The 15705-nt window shown below is 70.6% G+C and carries 15 protein-coding genes; 8 read left to right on the plus strand and 7 right to left on the minus strand.

Annotated elements, in window-relative coordinates:
- Window positions 1-48 precede the first annotated feature (48 nt).
- A complete protein-coding gene (locus Vgi01_RS25665) occupies window positions 49-795 on the plus strand; it encodes an SDR family oxidoreductase (RefSeq protein WP_102659065.1) in 747 nt (248 codons plus the stop codon).
- 19 nt (window positions 796-814) lie between these two features.
- Here Vgi01_RS25665 and Vgi01_RS25670 read toward each other — a convergent pair whose 3' ends face one another.
- From Vgi01_RS25670 to Vgi01_RS25685, 4 genes are all read right to left on the minus strand, one after another.
- Window positions 815-1600 carry a HoxN/HupN/NixA family nickel/cobalt transporter gene (locus tag Vgi01_RS25670; RefSeq protein ID WP_204292778.1) on the minus strand — a complete coding sequence of 262 codons (786 nt, stop codon included), beginning with the start codon at window positions 1598-1600 and terminating at the stop codon, window positions 815-817.
- On the minus strand, window positions 1597-2253 hold the full coding sequence (locus tag Vgi01_RS25675; RefSeq protein WP_204292779.1) for a hypothetical protein: 657 nt from the start codon (window positions 2251-2253) through the stop codon (window positions 1597-1599). Before Vgi01_RS25675 ends, Vgi01_RS25670 begins: the two co-directional genes overlap by 4 nt.
- Window positions 2254-2317: 64 nt before the next feature.
- Entirely contained in the window at window positions 2318-2950 is a 633-nt protein-coding gene (locus Vgi01_RS25680; RefSeq protein ID WP_204292780.1) for a hypothetical protein, read from the minus strand.
- Between the two features lie 113 nt (window positions 2951-3063).
- Window positions 3064-5025 (minus strand): purple acid phosphatase family protein, encoded by a 1962-nt coding sequence (locus Vgi01_RS25685; RefSeq protein ID WP_239089152.1) that lies wholly within the window; start codon window positions 5023-5025, stop codon window positions 3064-3066.
- 223 nt (window positions 5026-5248) lie between these two features.
- Here Vgi01_RS25685 and Vgi01_RS25690 point away from each other — a divergent pair, with 223 nt between their 5' ends.
- Window positions 5249-5761 (plus strand): hypothetical protein, encoded by a 513-nt coding sequence (locus Vgi01_RS25690; RefSeq protein ID WP_204292781.1) that lies wholly within the window; start codon window positions 5249-5251, stop codon window positions 5759-5761.
- Here Vgi01_RS25690 and Vgi01_RS25695 read toward each other — a convergent pair.
- Window positions 5732-6346, minus strand: a complete 615-nt coding sequence (locus Vgi01_RS25695; RefSeq protein WP_239089153.1) for a TOPRIM nucleotidyl transferase/hydrolase domain-containing protein — start codon at window positions 6344-6346, stop codon at window positions 5732-5734. The two genes, Vgi01_RS25690 and Vgi01_RS25695, sit on opposite strands and share 30 nt — an antisense overlap.
- 173 nt (window positions 6347-6519) lie before the next feature.
- Window positions 6520-7524, minus strand: coding sequence for a response regulator transcription factor (locus Vgi01_RS31515; RefSeq protein ID WP_373307035.1), 1005 nt, complete (start codon window positions 7522-7524; stop codon window positions 6520-6522).
- A 189-nt stretch (window positions 7525-7713) separates the two neighbouring features.
- Between Vgi01_RS31515 and Vgi01_RS25705 the strand changes: the two genes are divergently transcribed.
- The 6 genes from Vgi01_RS25705 (at window position 7714) to Vgi01_RS25730 (ending at window position 15445) form a co-directional block, all read left to right on the plus strand.
- Window positions 7714-9369 (plus strand): hypothetical protein, encoded by a 1656-nt coding sequence (locus Vgi01_RS25705; RefSeq protein WP_204292783.1) that lies wholly within the window; start codon window positions 7714-7716, stop codon window positions 9367-9369.
- Entirely contained in the window at window positions 9366-10448 is a 1083-nt protein-coding gene (locus Vgi01_RS25710; RefSeq protein ID WP_204292784.1) for a hypothetical protein, read from the plus strand. The genes Vgi01_RS25705 and Vgi01_RS25710 overlap by 4 nt, the downstream gene beginning before the upstream one ends.
- Window position 10449: 1 nt before the next feature.
- Window positions 10450-11463 (plus strand): right-handed parallel beta-helix repeat-containing protein, encoded by a 1014-nt coding sequence (locus tag Vgi01_RS25715; RefSeq protein ID WP_204292785.1) that lies wholly within the window; start codon window positions 10450-10452, stop codon window positions 11461-11463.
- A gap of 118 nt (window positions 11464-11581) precedes the next feature.
- Entirely contained in the window at window positions 11582-13366 is a 1785-nt protein-coding gene (locus tag Vgi01_RS25720) for an N-acetylglutaminylglutamine amidotransferase (RefSeq protein ID WP_204292786.1), read from the plus strand.
- Complete coding sequence (locus Vgi01_RS25725; protein ID WP_204292787.1) at window positions 13353-14471, plus strand: carboxylate-amine ligase; 1119 nt, start codon at window positions 13353-13355, stop codon at window positions 14469-14471. Before Vgi01_RS25720 ends, Vgi01_RS25725 begins: the two co-directional genes overlap by 14 nt.
- A 104-nt stretch (window positions 14472-14575) precedes the next feature.
- Complete coding sequence (locus tag Vgi01_RS25730; protein WP_102659077.1) at window positions 14576-15445, plus strand: manganese catalase; 870 nt, start codon at window positions 14576-14578, stop codon at window positions 15443-15445.
- Window positions 15446-15515: 70 nt separating this feature from the next.
- Here Vgi01_RS25730 and Vgi01_RS25735 read toward each other — a convergent pair.
- Window positions 15516-15705, minus strand: a 190-nt coding sequence (locus Vgi01_RS25735) for a non-reducing end alpha-L-arabinofuranosidase family hydrolase (RefSeq protein ID WP_275412581.1), incomplete at its 5' end; no start/stop codon positions are given.

A 15705-nucleotide genomic window follows, 5' to 3' on the forward strand; every position in this document is an offset into this window, starting at 1 on the left:
GACGAGTTATATGGACACAGCGTACACAAATCAGCTTCAGGAGGCAGCATGACCACCACTTTCAGCACGACCGGCCGCGTCGCGGTCGTGACCGGCGGCTCCCGGGGCATCGGACGCCGCGTGGTCGAACGGCTGGCCGCCGAGGGGTACGCGGTCGTGGTCAACTACCGCGGCCGGCAGGAAGCGGCGGAGGAAGCCGTGACGGCCGCCCGTGCCGCCGGTGGGACGGCGATCGCGGTCCCCGCCGACGTCGCCGACCCCGCTGCGGTGGCGGCCCTCTTCGACACCGCGGAACGTGAGTTCGGCGGCGTCGACGTGGTGGTGCACGCCGCGGGGATGATGACCCTGGCCCCGCTGGCGGATCTCGACCTCGACCAGCTCGACGAGATGCTGCGGATCAACGTACGAGGCACCTTCGTGGTCGACCAGCAGGCCGCGCGGCGGGTGCGCCCGGGCGGGGCCATCGTCAACTTCTCCAGTTCGTTGACCCGGTTCGCCCGCCCCGGCTACAGCGCCTACGCGGCGAGCAAGGGCGCCGTCTCGACGATGACCCTGATCCTCGCCCGCGAGCTGCGCGGACGGGACGTGACGGTGAACGCGGTGGCGCCCGGCCCGACCGCGACCGAACTCTTCCTCGACGGCAAGGACGAGCAGACGCTGGCCCGGATAGCCGCCGAACCGCCGATGGAGCGCATCGGGACGCCCGACGACATCGCCGAGCTGGTCGTCTTCCTCGCCGGCCCCGGACGCTGGGTGAACGGCCAGGTGCTCTACGCCAACGGCGGCGCAATCTGACCGACGAGCAGGGCCGAGGTCACGCGGTGAGCGTCGAGACCGCGGCGGCCACGTAGAGGCAGCCGCCCAGGCAGACCGCCACCCCGGCGATCGCCGGAGTCCAGGCCGACACGCTGGACAGCAGGGCCCACCTGCTGCTTCGGCCCGCCAACAGGGCGTGCCCCCGGATGGTCAGCACCCCGACCCCAGTCAGGGTCAACGCCATCCCGGCCCCGAAGGCCAGCACGATCACGACCGCGCCGACGGCGCGACCGGTCAGCAGTCCGCTGACCAGGATGAGAAAGGCCGACGGTGAGGGCAGCAGCCCACCCGACAGCCCGAGCGCGACCAGGCCCCGACGGGACCACGGATCGACCGTCTCGTCGTGATGGTGGTGATCGTGGCCGTGGTCATGGTCGTGGCCGTGGTGATGGTCGTGGGTGTGGGCGTGGGCGTGGCGACGCCGCAGGTGGCGGCGGATCAGGTGCGCGCCGACGCCGATCACCACGAGCCCGGCCAGCACCTGAAGCCCGGCCGTGATCGTCGTGGTGCCGAGGCTGGCCGCGCCGCTGAACGCGGTCCAGACCAGCGCCAGCACCAGGACGGAGAAGGTGTGCATCACCGCGACGATGACGCCCAGCCGCAGCGCGTCCCGATACCGGCCATGCGTGCCGACCAGGTACGCGGCGGTGATGCTCTTGCCGTGCCCCGGTGCCACGGCGTGGGCGGCGCCGACGCCCACCGCCACGACCAGGGCCAACCAGAACAGGGCCGAGTTGTCGAAGAGTGCCAGCAGTCGTTGGTCGAGGTTGTTGAGGCCGTTCATGCCGTGCTCCGGGTACGTCGTCGGGAAAGGAGTACGAGCAGCACACCGAGCACGGCGGCAGCGCCGACGCCGAAGGCCAGCGCGGTGGCCGGTCCGAGCCCGCCGCCGGACTGGGTGAAGTCGACCTGGTGGGTGTCGGCCGCGGCGGTGTACAGCGTCTCGGCCGGGCTCGCCGACTCGGCGCGCAGGATCGTGCGGTACGCCTGGTTGAGGTCGGTCAACGCGGTCAACGTGATGTCGAGCGTGCGGACCGGGGCGGGACAGTCGAAGGTCAGTCGGGCACCCTGCGCGAGCAGCCCGTCCAGCGGCTTGAGTTCGCCGCGACAGGGCTGGCCGTGCTGGCTGACGGTGATCCGTTCGCGCAGGTAGTCGCGCACCGCGGCGGACTGCTGGAGCTTCTGTTCGCCGGTGAGCTGGGTGGCCACCGGACCGGCGCTGGGGTCCTCGAAGGCACCGAGTGACTGGCCGAGCGCCACCCAGTCGTCCTCGGCGGGCTGCCAGGAGATGTCGACCCGGGAGCCGTCGACGACGACCCGAGCGGTAGTCGGCGGGCCGAAGGGATGCGCGGCGGCCGGCGCGCCGCCCCCGACAGCCGCCGCCAGGGCCGTACCGCCGGCGAGCAGAGCGCCGATCATCTTGCTGCGGTGATTCATCGTCGTCTCCGGCAGACCACGGGTGTGGGGGTTCGCCGCCTGCGGACCCCCACACCCGCGATGTTCACTCGAACAGGGACAGGGTCAGCGTCGAGGTGTACGCACCCGCCGCCACGTCCGCGGGCGTCCGCAGGAACAGATCGGCGTTGACGGTGTACGCGCCGCCGGCCACCGCACCCGAGTCGAAGGTGGAGACCAGCAGTTCCTGGTCCACCAGACCCACGTTGTTGCCCGGCTGAGTCGGCTCGTCCACCACGGTCACGACCTCTTCACCCTCGCTGACCAGGCCGCTGTCGCCACCGTCGATCAGCTTCGGCTTCCAGCCCAGGTGCCCCGCGCCGATCGGCGCCTGACCCGCGCCGCCGACGAAGTCGGTGGCGCTGCCGAGCACGGCCCACGCGGCACCGGCCGGTACCTCGTCGGGCGTACGGGTGTCGGTGACCGTCACCGTCGGCAGGGTGCCGACGAACTGACGTACCAGCAACGTCGACCCGTCCTCGGCCAACGTCACCGAGTCACCGGCGATGGACATCGCCAGCACCCCCGGCTCCTTGATCTCCTCGATGTCCACGGTCACCGACACGTCGGCGCTGTCACCCGGTGCGGCGAACGCGGGTGATCCCGCCGCCACCGATCCGGCCAGCAGGGCACCAGCGGCGCCCACCGCGAAAAGCCGCCTACGACTTGATGTGTTCATCTCGATGCTCCATCGCCACTCAGGGCAGTTGAGGGAAGTTCAGCCGGAGGAACGCGTGTCCACCGGCGGGAGGGCGGCGGCGATGCCGTTCAGGCACCGCCACCGCACCCGGACTACTCGCAGCTGGCCGCCTCGTACGCAGCCTCGACCCGCATGGTGACCGGGTCACCGTCGACGATCCCGGTGACGTCGACGGTCGCGACGCCGGCCGGCACCGCCGTGGCCCGGCTGTTGAACGCCTGGCTGGCGGACTTGCCACCGGCCACGCCGGAGACCGTCCGCGACCCGTACGGGGTCACCATCTCGACGCTCAGCGGCTCGCCCTCGCCGTTGCGGACGGTGACCGAGACGTACGCGGTGGCACCGACGCAGTGCGCGCGGGCCTGGACGTCGGCACGCCACCCGTTGAGCGTGATCGCCGGGCTGGTGATCTGCTGGTTGGCACTGGACAGGAAGACCTCGTAGGTGCCGCCGGCCTTGGCCGAGGCGGGGATCGCCAGCTGGTAGCTGATCCGGCCCAGCTGGTCCGCGGTCAGGTTGGCCACGGGGATCTCGGCCTGGCCGGGGGTGTTGCCGAGCTTGCGCAGGGAGACCGCGACCTTCTCGGCCGGGTCGTAGCCGTACGCGGAGACCTTGACCTCGCCCTTGACCGCGACGCTGGTCCGGTCGACAGTGACCTGCCGGCCCGTCGTGTTCGACGGAGTACGCAGCTCGTTGACGGTCCGCTCGCCCTCGTTGTTCTTGCGGATCAGGAACCCGTCGTGGTGCTCACCGTTGGCGTACCGGGCCTCGTAGCGCAGAGTGCCCTGCGAGACGTCGATGAGCTGGTACAGCTGAGTGTTCTCACTGGTGCTGGTCACCTCGGCACCGTTGCCGGTCCAGTTCTGACCGTTGTTGAGGGCGTACATCTTGCCGCCGGAGACCGACACCGCGTAGACCGTGCCCTCGTGCACGGCGGCCGAGCGACGGTTGGTGGCCACGTTGCCCCGGCCGTACGAGTGGTCGTGGCCCTGCAGCACCAGGTCCACGCCGTACTGCTCGAACAGCGGGCCCCACTGGGCCCGGACCTGCGGGTTGTTGCGGGTGCCAGTGGTCGAGTAGACCGGGTGGTGGAAGGTGACCACCGTCCACTTGTTGGGGTTGTCCCGGAGCACGCCCTCCAGCCAGGTGGTCTGGGCGGCCATCAGCGCGCTGTTGCTCTGGTGGTTGGAGTCCAGGGCGATGAAGCGTACGCCCTGGTAGTCGACGTAGTAGACGGTCTGCTTCAGCTCCGGGTTGCCCGGACCGTTGTCCGGGTACGGGAACTGCGGCCGCCAGAACTGCGACAGCCCGCCGCTGTACTCGTGGTTGCCCGGCACCGAGATGTTGTTGATCTGACCGTCGATGAAGCCGCTGGCCTTGTACCACTGGCCCCACTGCTCTTCACTGTTGGCGTTGTCGATGAGGTCACCGGCGTTGATGATCATCTTGGCCTCGGGCCGCTCGGCGAACGCCTGCCGGAACACCCGGGGCACCGCCGAGTCGAGGTTGTTCTGCGCGTCGCCGTAGTAGATGAACGAGAACGGCTCGAAGTCGCTGGCCGCGGTGGTGAAGTCGATCCACTCGCTCCAGTTGGTGCCGTCGCCGACCCGGTACGTGTACCGGGTGTCCGGCTTCAGGCCGGTGAACTCGACGGTGTGGTAGGTCGAGGCGTACCCCAGAGAAGTGTTGACCGGGGTGCTGGAGAGGGCGGCGAGGCGGGTCACCGTACTTCCGGACGCCGGCACACCACCGACGAGCGCCCGGGGTGCCTCAAGGAGCTCGGCACGCGCCCACTCCGCCGTGGCCTCGGCACGCCAGGTCACCCGCTGCGAGGTGGACGGGGTGGCGGTGGGGGTCAACATGATCCGGTCCGGCACCGGCGACGGCTTGTGGATCTCGGCGGCGGGGAACTTGGCTGGCGTTGCATCACCGAAGGCGGCGGGGCTGAGGGCCACGCCCCCGGCGAGCAGTGCCGCGGCACCGATCGCCACGATCTTCGCCCGACGGGCCCCGATGCTCCAGGGGAGCTTCTGGTCGGTCACGACTCTGGTCACCCTTCAAATGAGGAGGTGGGTGGCGCCCGACCACCGGTTGTGCGGGCGGCGCGCCGTCGTCATTGGCCCAGTCCCGCTCAACCGGACAGCCACAAGATCCTTTCCAGCAGATGAACACTCGCCGCGTCGCCTGCCCCACCAGTCGGTGTTGGCCGTCGCGTCACCTCGCCGACACCTGCGAGTAGCTCGCCGGCAGGGATCGCGTTCCTACCATCGACGCGCTATGACCAACCAGGACACTGTCACCGGTCGCCTTTCGCGCCGTCCGCTGCGGGGCGTCGTCGCCCTGCTCTGCACGGCGGGACTGCTCGCCACCATGGCCGGCAGCGCCATGTCGGCCCAGGCCGTCGTCAAGGACGAGACCTTCGTCGACGCGCAGACGCCGGGCCTCCTCCACATCGAGGGCGGCGAGTGCTTCGATGACCCGACCCACCTGCCGGAGGCGGGCGGCGTCGTCGTCCGCTACCGGCCCTGCGCACTGGGTGCCGACAACCAGGCGTACGGCTTCGTGCACGCCGACGACACGGACTGGGATCCGGTGGCGCTACGGGAGTTCGCCTGGTCGGCCTGCCGAGCGCTGTTCACCAGCACCTGGCCCGACGACACCGGCCAGGCACTGCGCTTCTACCCGGCGATGCCCACGATGGAGACCTGGGCCGACGGCGACCGGGACGTGATGTGTGTGGTCTACCGCTTCGGTGGCCGGCTAACCGGTTCGGTGCTCCCGCGCTGGTGACGCTCCGCTCGGCGGCGCCACCGACGCGAGCACCGCGTCCAACGGGCGCGGCACGCGCTCCAGGTCGAGCGCCTGCACGAGCAGTCGGGCGTACGCCTCCTTGCGGCCGGACCGGGTGCCGATGAACCGGCGCAGCTGAGCCGGCAGTTCGCGGCCCTGCTGCGCAGGCTGCCGCTGAAAGAGCCGGAACGAGCGCAGATCCCCCTCGGCCGCCAGCACCTCCTGCATCCCGTCGGTGCCGAGCGCCCGGATCAGTTCGTCCTCCAGATCACGCACACAGACGTGGAAGCCCAGCTCAGCGAGCGGGGCCACACCGAGACCCGCCCGTTCCAGCCCACGCCGGACGAAGCCCTCCTCAGCGACGTCGTAGAGGCCGGCCAGGCGCAGGTCACTGCCACGTGGGCCGAGTTGCTCCAGGTAGTGCCCGATGTTTGTGGCCCCGCCCATGGCCAGCACCCGTACGCCCTCGCCGGCCAGGTCCCGTCCCCGGCGTTGCGCCAGCGTCTGCACGGCGACCAGGTCGCTGGCCCCTTCGACAAGCAGCACCGCTCGGGCGTCCCGCAGGGTGGCGACCTCGATCCGCACCTCCACCTCCCCGACCTCAGACCCATCATGCCGACCCGCCCCCGGATAGCCGAGCGAATTGGGGTCCGGTTCGCCGGCGCGCGGTTTCGGCGAAATGGCGGGGTTCGCGACGGCGGGATACCGCCGTTTCGGCGAAACGGAGTCGATCACCGAGAGGGACCGGCCGGGTCGCCCTATCGCAGGCCTGATTCGTATACGGCGATCACCGCCTGTACGCGGTCGCGGCAGCCGAGCTTGCGCAGCACCTCGGAGACGTGGGTCTTGACGGTCTCGTCTCCGATGCCGAGGTCCGCGGCCACCTCGGCGTTGGATCGGCCCCGGGCGACGGCCAGCAACACCTCCCGCTCCCGGGCAGTGAGTGTCGCGATCCGTTCAGCCCACGGCCCGGTCAACACCTGCGCTCCGGCCCCGACGGCCGCCGACCCAACAGGCGTCGCCTGCGGTCCGACCTCGGCCACCTCCGATCCGACCGGTCCCACCGACGACTCAGCCTCGACCACCCCCGGCCCGGTCACCTCGGGCGACTCGACCGCAGGTGGCATGGGCGCTGCTGCCGCTGCGGGAGTGGCGGCGATCGATCTGAGGCGAGCGGCGCGACGTCGGCGCAGTACAGCGGCGAGCAGCACGACGACGCCGACCGCGCCCAGATAGAACGCAAGGTAGATCAGGCGCGTCTCGTCGAGCCACCGATCCGGCTCACGGGAGAAGAGGTTGACCGGCCCGACGATCGGCACATGCCAGTACATCCCGGTGGTGCAGTACACCACCGCGAGCGTGACGGCCAGGGCCGCCATGGCGAGGGAGAGCCGGCGCGCACCGTCGAGGACAGCGATCCCGAGCACGGCCAGCACGGCCGACCACCAGGCCCAGGCGACTGCACCCAGCAACGGCGAGAGAACCCACGGGACGGTCGCCACCACGCAGGCCGCCCCGAGCCGGTACCGGGACAACGCGACCGCCGCGACCGCCGCGAAATTCGCGAGCCCGAGCACCAGCCGTTCCAGATCCACGAACCATGGACTGGAGGTCTCGTCGAGACCGTTCACTCCCCACCACGGGGTCGCCACGAGCAGCATTCCGACCGCCGCCGCGAGCACCAGCGGCGCACCCCACCTGGCCGGCCCGCCACGGGGGTCAGCGTCGGCCGGATCGGTCGTCTTCAGGTCCGGGATCGCCATACCCGCGAGCATGCCAGCGGGCCGCCCGCCGGCGCCTCCCCGATCGTCGGGAAATCACGACTCGAACCTCTCCCCCATCCGGGGGAGACAGGGCTTCACCGGCTGGTCACCGGCTGTTCGGCTGCCGTGCGTAACCGGACCGTACAGTCCCGACGCTGGTTGCCGTTACGGGGTGAGGACGGGTCTCGGGTGTGGCTCAGAGCTGACAAGAAGGCGTTCGACGGGTTCCTCGACGCCGCCTCGGTGTACTGGCGCAAGAACCTGGGATCGACGTCGTCCCAGCGGTACCTGGTCGTCGAGGTGTTCCACCAGGACATCCGGGTGGCGCTGCGGAACCTGGCGGTGGCAAACGCGATCCGCCGGATCGTCCCCGCGCAGCTCGTCGTCGTCACCGGGGTCGAGCAGATGTGGCACGACGCGCTCTGGACCGAGTTCGACGTGCAGCTGGTCCGGCGGCTCGCCGAAGCGTACGGCGCGAGCGAGGTCATCGACCTGTACCGCCTGGTCGACGGGCCGGCCCGGTCCGCCACGCCGAGCGAGGTACGGCTGGAGCTGTTCGGCAGGCCGCTGCGCCCCGGACCGGCGATCAGCGAGCAGACGCTTGCGGAGTTCGTCAGCGCCACCTACTGCCGGGTGACGAAGCGTCCCCGCCCGCCCGAGGATCCCACCGCCGATCCGCGCTACCAGCGGCGGCAGGCGCTGGCCCGGGCCATCTCGTCGGCGTACGACGCGCTGCTGGGGGACGAGTCGGTGGTGGCGCTGGTGACCAGCCACGTCGACTACGACCACTGGGGCCTGGCGGTGGACTCCGCCCGGCGCGCCGGGGTGCCGGTCGTGCACACCCAGCAGACCGGGTGCCTGAAGGCGTACGCCCTGTTTCCCGAGACCGACACCGGTAAGCACACCTTCCGGGGCGAGCTCACCCAGCAGATCGGTGCCTTCTTCGCCGAGCGGGTCTGGTCCCGACGCGAACAGGTACGCCGCAACGCGGAGCTGGTGGCCTGGCGTTCGAAGGTCAACCTGGGCCGCCCGAGCTGGTGGCGGGGTGGGGCCAGCGCCTCGGTCGACATCAACAACAGCGCGGAGCGGGCACGGCTGCGTACCCATTTCGCGGCGCGCCTGGGCTTCGACCCGGCGCGTCCGATGGTGGCGGTGTTCAACCACGCCGTCTCCGACGCCCCCGGCACCAATCACCAGTCCTTCCCCACGTTGGCCGACTGGTTCGAGGAGACGGCCCGGTTCGCGAGCGGCGCGTCGCAGGTGCAGTGGCTGTTCCAGGACCATCCGAGCCAGTTCCGGTACGACAGCACCGGCTTCTTCGAGTCGGTGGCCGCCCGGTACGCCCGGCACCGGCACATGGTGTTCCAGCCCAGCAGGGATCTCAGCAAGAACGGACTGTGGAGCCTCGTCGACCTCGGCGTCACGGTGCGCGGGAGCGTGAGCAACGAGCTTCCCGCGTACGGCATTCCGGTGATCCAGGCGGGTTGGTCCGAGTGGAGCGAGTGCGGTCTGTCCACGGTCGTGCACGACCCGGAGACGTACTGGAAGGCCCTGGATTCGGCGATCGGCGCGCTCGGCAGCGGCGAGGAGCTGATCTCCGCTGAGCAGGTCGAGCGGGCCCGGCTGTGGTTGTGGTTCTACCGCAGCGCCACCGACCTGTTCACCCCACAGGTGCCGCAGTGGGAGGTCTGGCCCGCCGACCATCTGCTCAAATCCGTACAGGTCGCGCTCCGGCACATCGAGAGCGACGCCGATCCGCTGTTCGAGGCGGTGGAGCGGATGTGGAACCGCCGCGAGCCGGTGCTGACCCGCACCGACCTGCACCGGCCCGGAGGGCAGCGGTGACGGCCACGGGTGCCCGGTTCGCCACCGACTTCGACGAGCCGGCTGCGCCGCGCGAGCTGCCCGCCGTGTTCACCAGCGGCGGCGACCCCGAGGTGCTGGTCGCCGACCGGTTCACCCGGGGCGCGGCCATCGTCGGGCGGGTCCAGGGCGACTGCGGCGCGGTCATGCTCAAGGTACGCGGCGGCGGGCGGCCGATCCGGGTACGCGTCGATCTGCACGTGGACGGTGCCACGCAGGCGGCCTGGTCCCGCGCCGTCGTACCCGGCCGCGGCATGCGGGAGCTGCCCCGGTTGATCATGGTCCGGGCCCAGGGTGTGGCCCGGGCCGCCGCGCTGATCTGCCGTAGGCGTGGGCGGCTGCGGATGGTGGAGGCCCACGCCTGGGTCGAGTTCGACCTGGGCGCTCAGGAGATGGGCGTCGACGATCTGCTGATCATCGAGCTGGCGGACCCCAACGTGCCGCCGTGGGCGGCCCCGGCGCTCAGCCCGCTGGCAGCGGTCGGGGTACGGATCAACCAGGTCGAGGTGACAGCGATCGAGGGCGGCGGCGACAGCCCGGGCGGGCCGCCGCTGACCGGGGCGTCGGCGCAGCTCGCCGGCCTGGTCAGCGCCGGCGGTCTGGTGGGGGCGAAAGGACGCACCGAGGGGCCCGCCCGGTCCAGGTTCGTCGTGGTCAACGCGCCGGACCCGACCGTACGCTGCCGGCTGCGCACCACCGTCGCCTCGGTGCCGCCTGCGGCGTTCCGCCATCCCACCCGACCATGGCTGCTTCGTCAGCAGGGCCAGACCGTGCTGAAGGCGGTCCGGGTGGCCAGGCGGGGAGCGGGGTACGCCCTGTTCGAGGCGTCACCGTTCACCCGGGCACCGGAGACCGACCGCCTGGTCGTACGCGCCACGCATCTCCTCGACGGCACCGACTGCCCGGTGCGTACGACGACTCTCGCGCCGGACCTGCTCGACGTGCTGGTCGAGCGGACCACTGCGGGGCCGGTGCTGCTCGGGCTGACCGACCCGGCGGCCGAGACGGTACGGCCACGAGTGTCGGAGATCGCCTGCCAGGTCACCGAACTGGAGTGCTGACATGACCGCGACGGACCGTCACGACGTGCCGCTGGGTGCCGATCCGGCGGCCAATCGGCACGCGATCGAACGCCTCCTGGCCGACGAGTCGGGCGGGACGCTGCACCTGCCGGCCGGCACCTTCCCGCTCGACGGCGGGATCGTCGTCGGTGCGGGCTGGACCCTGGCCGGCGCGCAGCAGCACGACGGGCAGGTACGAACCTGGTTGACCTCGTCCGCCTCGGACGGCCAGCCGATCGTCCAGGTGCTCGGTTCCCAGGTGGCGATCCAGGACATCGGGTTCCGGCCGCCACCAGCCTCCCCCGGCGAACACGGCGGGGACCGGGGCACCGCCATCACCGTCGGCAGCTACCTCTACCCCGCCGAGACGGAGTGGATCGAGGACATCCAGCTGCGCCGGGTGCGGGTGGAGCGCCCGGGCACCCGGGCCGCCAACTGCATCGCGCTCGTCGGGGCGGTACGCCACCTCACCCTCGCCGACGTGTCGATCGTGGGTGGCTGCACCGGCATCGCGGTGCACTGGGGTGCGGTCGGCGACAGTGTCAGCTCGATCAGTGGGCCGTCGTACCACCCCCACCACATCGACATCCAGGATCTGGTGGTCAGCGACGCCTTCGAGGGTTTCTATCTCAGCTCCGTGCACGACGTGTCGGTGCAGCGGGCCCGCCTGTCGGACGTCGAGATCGGCTTCCGGCTGCTGCCGGGTGACAACACCGACCGCTTCCACGTCGGCGACGACAACGTCATCGGGCAACGGATCCGGGTGTCGGATGCCCAGGTGTCCTGGAACGGCCCGTTGTACGCGATCCGGATCGCGGGCTGGGGCCGCAGCGAGGTCGACCGTTCGGTACGGGTGCTGGAGTACCGCGACGTGGTGGTGACGGACTGCACCCTGGTGCCCCTGCCCGTCATCGGCGCGAAGGAGCCGCTCCGCTCGCGGACCCCCGTCGTCGTCGAGCAGGCGTCCGGGGTGCTCCTCGACAACATCCGCGTCGACCTGCGGGGCGAAGCGTGATGGACGCTCGATATTCCTCCTCACCGATCTAAGCTCGATCGCCCCTCCGGGCCGCATACGGTCAAGGTCAAGCCGCTGCTCCAAGCGCGTGTTCGCTGACCTATGGCTAGGGGGAGGCATGTGCGGGATCAGTGGAGAGGCGAGGTTCGACGGTACGACCCCGGACGCTGCCGCGGTGACGCGGATGACCGAGGCGATGCGGTCCCGGGGACCGGACGGTACGGGCCGGTGGAGTGCCGACTGGGTGACCCTCGGGCATCGACGGTTGACCATCATCGACCTGTCCGAGGCCGGCAGCCAACCGATGGTGCGGGAAGACCTCGGGTTGGCCCTGGTGTTCAACGGCTGCATCTACAACTACCCGCAGCTACGCGAGGAGTTGCGGGCCGCCGGGCACACCTTCCACTCCACCAGCGACACCGAGGTGATCCTGGTGGCGTACGCCCAGTGGGGTGAGAATTTCGTCGACCACCTGGTGGGCATGTTCGCCGTCGGCCTGGTCGACCGGGCACGGCGGCGGCTGGTGCTGGCCCGCGACCGGCTCGGCATCAAACCCCTCTACCTGGCCGAGACGGCGGGCCGGCTGCGCTTCGCGTCGACCCTTCCGGCGCTGCTCGCCGCCGGTGAGGTGGACACCGACGTCGATCCGGTGGCCCTGCACCACTACCTGTCCTGGCATTCGATCGTGCCCGCGCCCCGGACCATCCTGCGCGGGGTGCGGAAGCTGCCACCGGCGACCGTGCGGGTGGTCGAGGCCGACGGGCACAGCCGGGAACGGATCTACTGGCGGCCCGACTACGTCCGGCAACCCGCCCACCGCGGCTGGGACGCCCGGGACTGGCAGGACGCGATCGGCGACGCGCTGCGTACGGCCGTGGCCCGGCGACTGGTCGCCGACGTGCCGGTCGGTGTGCTGCTCTCCGGCGGGCTCGACTCCAGTCTCATCGTGGCGCTGCTGGCCGAGGCGGGGCAGGAGCACCTGCGCACCTTCAGCATTGGCTTCGACAGCCGGGATGGCGAGGCCGGCGACGAGTTCCACTACTCCGACCTGGTGGCCCGCGCCTTCGACACCGACCATCAACGCATCCAGCTCGCCAACGACGACCTGGTGCCGGCCGTTCGCCGGACGATCGGGGCGATGACCGAGCCGATGGGCAGCCACGACGTGGTCGCCTTCCACCTGCTCTCCGAGCAGGTCGCGCGGCACGTCAAGGTGGCACAGTCCGGGCAGGGCGCGGACGAGGTGTTCGCCGGGTACGGCTATCACCAGCCGTTCGCCGGGGTGCCCCGGCACCAGGCCGCCGGGGCGTTCGCGGAGGCGTTCTTCGACCACGAGCACGCGGAACTGGCGGGGGTCGTCGGCCCCGCGTACGCCCTCGTCGACGACGCCAGCGGTGACCTGGTCGACGCGGATCTCGCCGCCTCCGGCGCGGACACCGCGTTGGACGCCGTCCTACGGCTGGACACCCATCGGATGCTGCCCGACGACCCGGTGAAGCGGGTCGACAGCATGAGCATGGCCTGGGGGCTGGAGGTGCGTACGCCCTTCCTCGACCAGGACCTGGTCGCGCTCGCCGCCGCCTGCCCTCCGGAGCACAAGGTCGCACAGGGCGGCAAGGGCGTCCTCAAGGAGGTCGCCCGGCAGGTCCTGCCGGCGGAGGTGATCGACCGGCCCAAGGGCTACTTCCCGGTGCCGGCGCTGCGCAACGTCGACGGGCCGGTCCGCGAACTGGTCGTCGAGGCGCTGCGGGCGCCGGCCGCCCGGCAACGCGCACTGTTCCGGCCGGAGTACGTCGAACATTTGCTCGCCGATCCGCAGGCGGCCCAGGCGGCGGCCGGCAGCAACAAGTTGTGGCAGCTCGGCCTGCTCGAACTCTGGCTGCAGACCCATGGCGTCGAGTAGCCGCGAGCAGGACCGCCTCACCCTCGGAGTGGAGGAGGAGTTCCTGCTGCTGGACCCGGAGACCGGGGAGAGTCTGCCGGTCGCCGAGCAGGTGCTCGACGCCCTGTCCGGCACCGCTCGCACGCAGAGTCGGCAGGAGTTCCGGCACAGCATGCTGGAGATGGTCACCCCGGTCTGTACCGACCTGGCGCAGTTGCGCGAGCACCTGATCACCCTGCGCCGGGCGGCCGCCGAGGCGGCGTCGGCGGCCGGAGCACGGCTGGTGGCGGTGGGTGCCACGCCGGTCTGCGAGGCCCATCTCACGGTGCCGGACGAGCAGCGGTACCACGCCATGTCCCGCCGTTTCGGGCCGGTCGCGCACGACCCGGCGGTGTGTGGCTGCCACGTGCACGTCGGGGTGCCGGACCGGGAACTGGCCGTGCAGGTCTGCAACCATCTGCGTCCCTGGCTGCCGGTGGTGCAGGCGCTCACCGCCAACTCGCCGCTGTACGACGGTCGGGACACCGGCCACAACAGTTGGCGGTCCATGCAACTGGAACGCTGGCCGAGCATCGGACCCACCCCGCACTTCGAGTCGGTCGCCGACTACGACGCCACCGTGCAGGAGTTGATCACCGCCGGGATCATGCTCGATGCCGCGATGGTCTACTGGTACGCCCGGCCGTCGACCAGGTACCCCACCGTCGAGGTCCGGGTCGGCGACGTCTGCCCGTCCGTGGAGGACACCGTCCTGGTCGCCGCACTGGTGCGGGCGCTCGTCGTCACGATGATCGACCGGGTACGCGACGGCGTGCCACCCGTACGGATCAGGGACTGCCTGGTCGCGGCCGCGCACTGGCGGGCCGCCCACGACGGGATCGACGGGGTCCTCGTCGACCTGCTCGGCGGCGGTGCCCGGCCCGCCTGGGAACTCGTCGACGAACTGCTCGACACGGTCACGCCCGCCCTGGCCCGCTACGACGATCTCGACCTGGTGCTGCGGCAGGTCGACCGGCTGCGCCGGGAGGGCACCGGAGCGACCCGACAACGTCGGGTCATGGCCGGCACCGACGGCGACGTCCAGGCGGTGCTGCAACATCTGATCGCCCAGACGGTCGCAGGCTGACCCATTCCCACCTGGAGGTTGGCCCCGACGGGCCACCGGATGGCCCACGGATGCCACCGGGGCGGGAAGGCACCTCGACAGCGTTTCTATGACGAGGAGGCCGCGTGTTCAGCCACATCAAGAACCTTCAGTTCGAGGCCAAACCGGACGGGCCGGACGCCGCTTTCGCCCGCCGGTTGCAGGAGATCCTGGGCGGCAAGTGGGGCGAGATGACAGTCGCCAACCAGTACCTCTACCAGGGCTGGAACTGTCGGCTTCCCGGTAAGTACAAGGATCTGCTGCTCGACGTCGGTACCGAGGAGATGGGCCACGTCGAGATGATCGCCACGATGATCACCCGACTGTTGGAACACGCGCCGTTGTCCCTGGCGGAGGCCGCCGAGGGCAATCCGATGGTGGGGGCGATCTACGGCGGCTCGAACCCGGCGCACTTCATCCACGGCGGCGGGGGAGCGATGCCTGTCGACAGCGTGGGCATGCCGTGGAACGGCAGCTACGTCACCGCGAGCGGCAACCTGATGGCCGATTTCCAACTCAACGTCACCGCCGAGGCCCAGGGCCGGCTCCAGGTCTCCCGCCTGTTCAACATGACCGACGATCCCGGCGTCAAGCAGATGCTGCGGTTCCTGCTGGCCCGCGACACGATGCACCAGAACATGTGGATGGCAGCCATCGAGCAACTCAAGGAGGACGGCCTGGAGGCCATGCCGGTGCCGGAGGCCTTCCCCGACTCCCCCGATTTCACCGAGGAGTTCAGCTACACCTATCTCGACTTCTCCCCGGACGGCGACGCCGGCCAGGGTCGCTGGGCGTCCGGACCGGCACCGGACGGCAAGGGAGAGTTCCGGTACGACCACAGCCCTCGCGCGCACGCACCGGAACCCGTCCTGCCTCCGGGCGATCCACGCCTGTACGGGACCGACCCGGGGATGGTGCAGGGCGTGATGAACAAGGTCAAGAGCAAGGTCACCTGACGTGTCGGGCGGGCTCGACTGTTGCCGAGCCCGCCCGGTCCTACGTCATCGGTGGGACTGTGTCACCTGGTCAGCGTTGCAGGGTGAGCAGGCCCGGACGGTAGGGCAGCAGGCCGTAGTCGCCGCCCGAGTTCGGGGCACGACCCTGGTACAGCAGCTGCAGGTTGCACGGGTCAACGGTCATGGTCTGGTCGGCGTTGGAGCGGATCAACTCGCCGTGGCTGATGTCGTTGGTCCAGGTCGCGTTGCTGTTGGCCTTG

The sequence above is a fragment of the Micromonospora gifhornensis genome (assembly GCF_016863515.1).
Taxonomy (GTDB): domain Bacteria; phylum Actinomycetota; class Actinomycetes; order Mycobacteriales; family Micromonosporaceae; genus Micromonospora; species Micromonospora gifhornensis.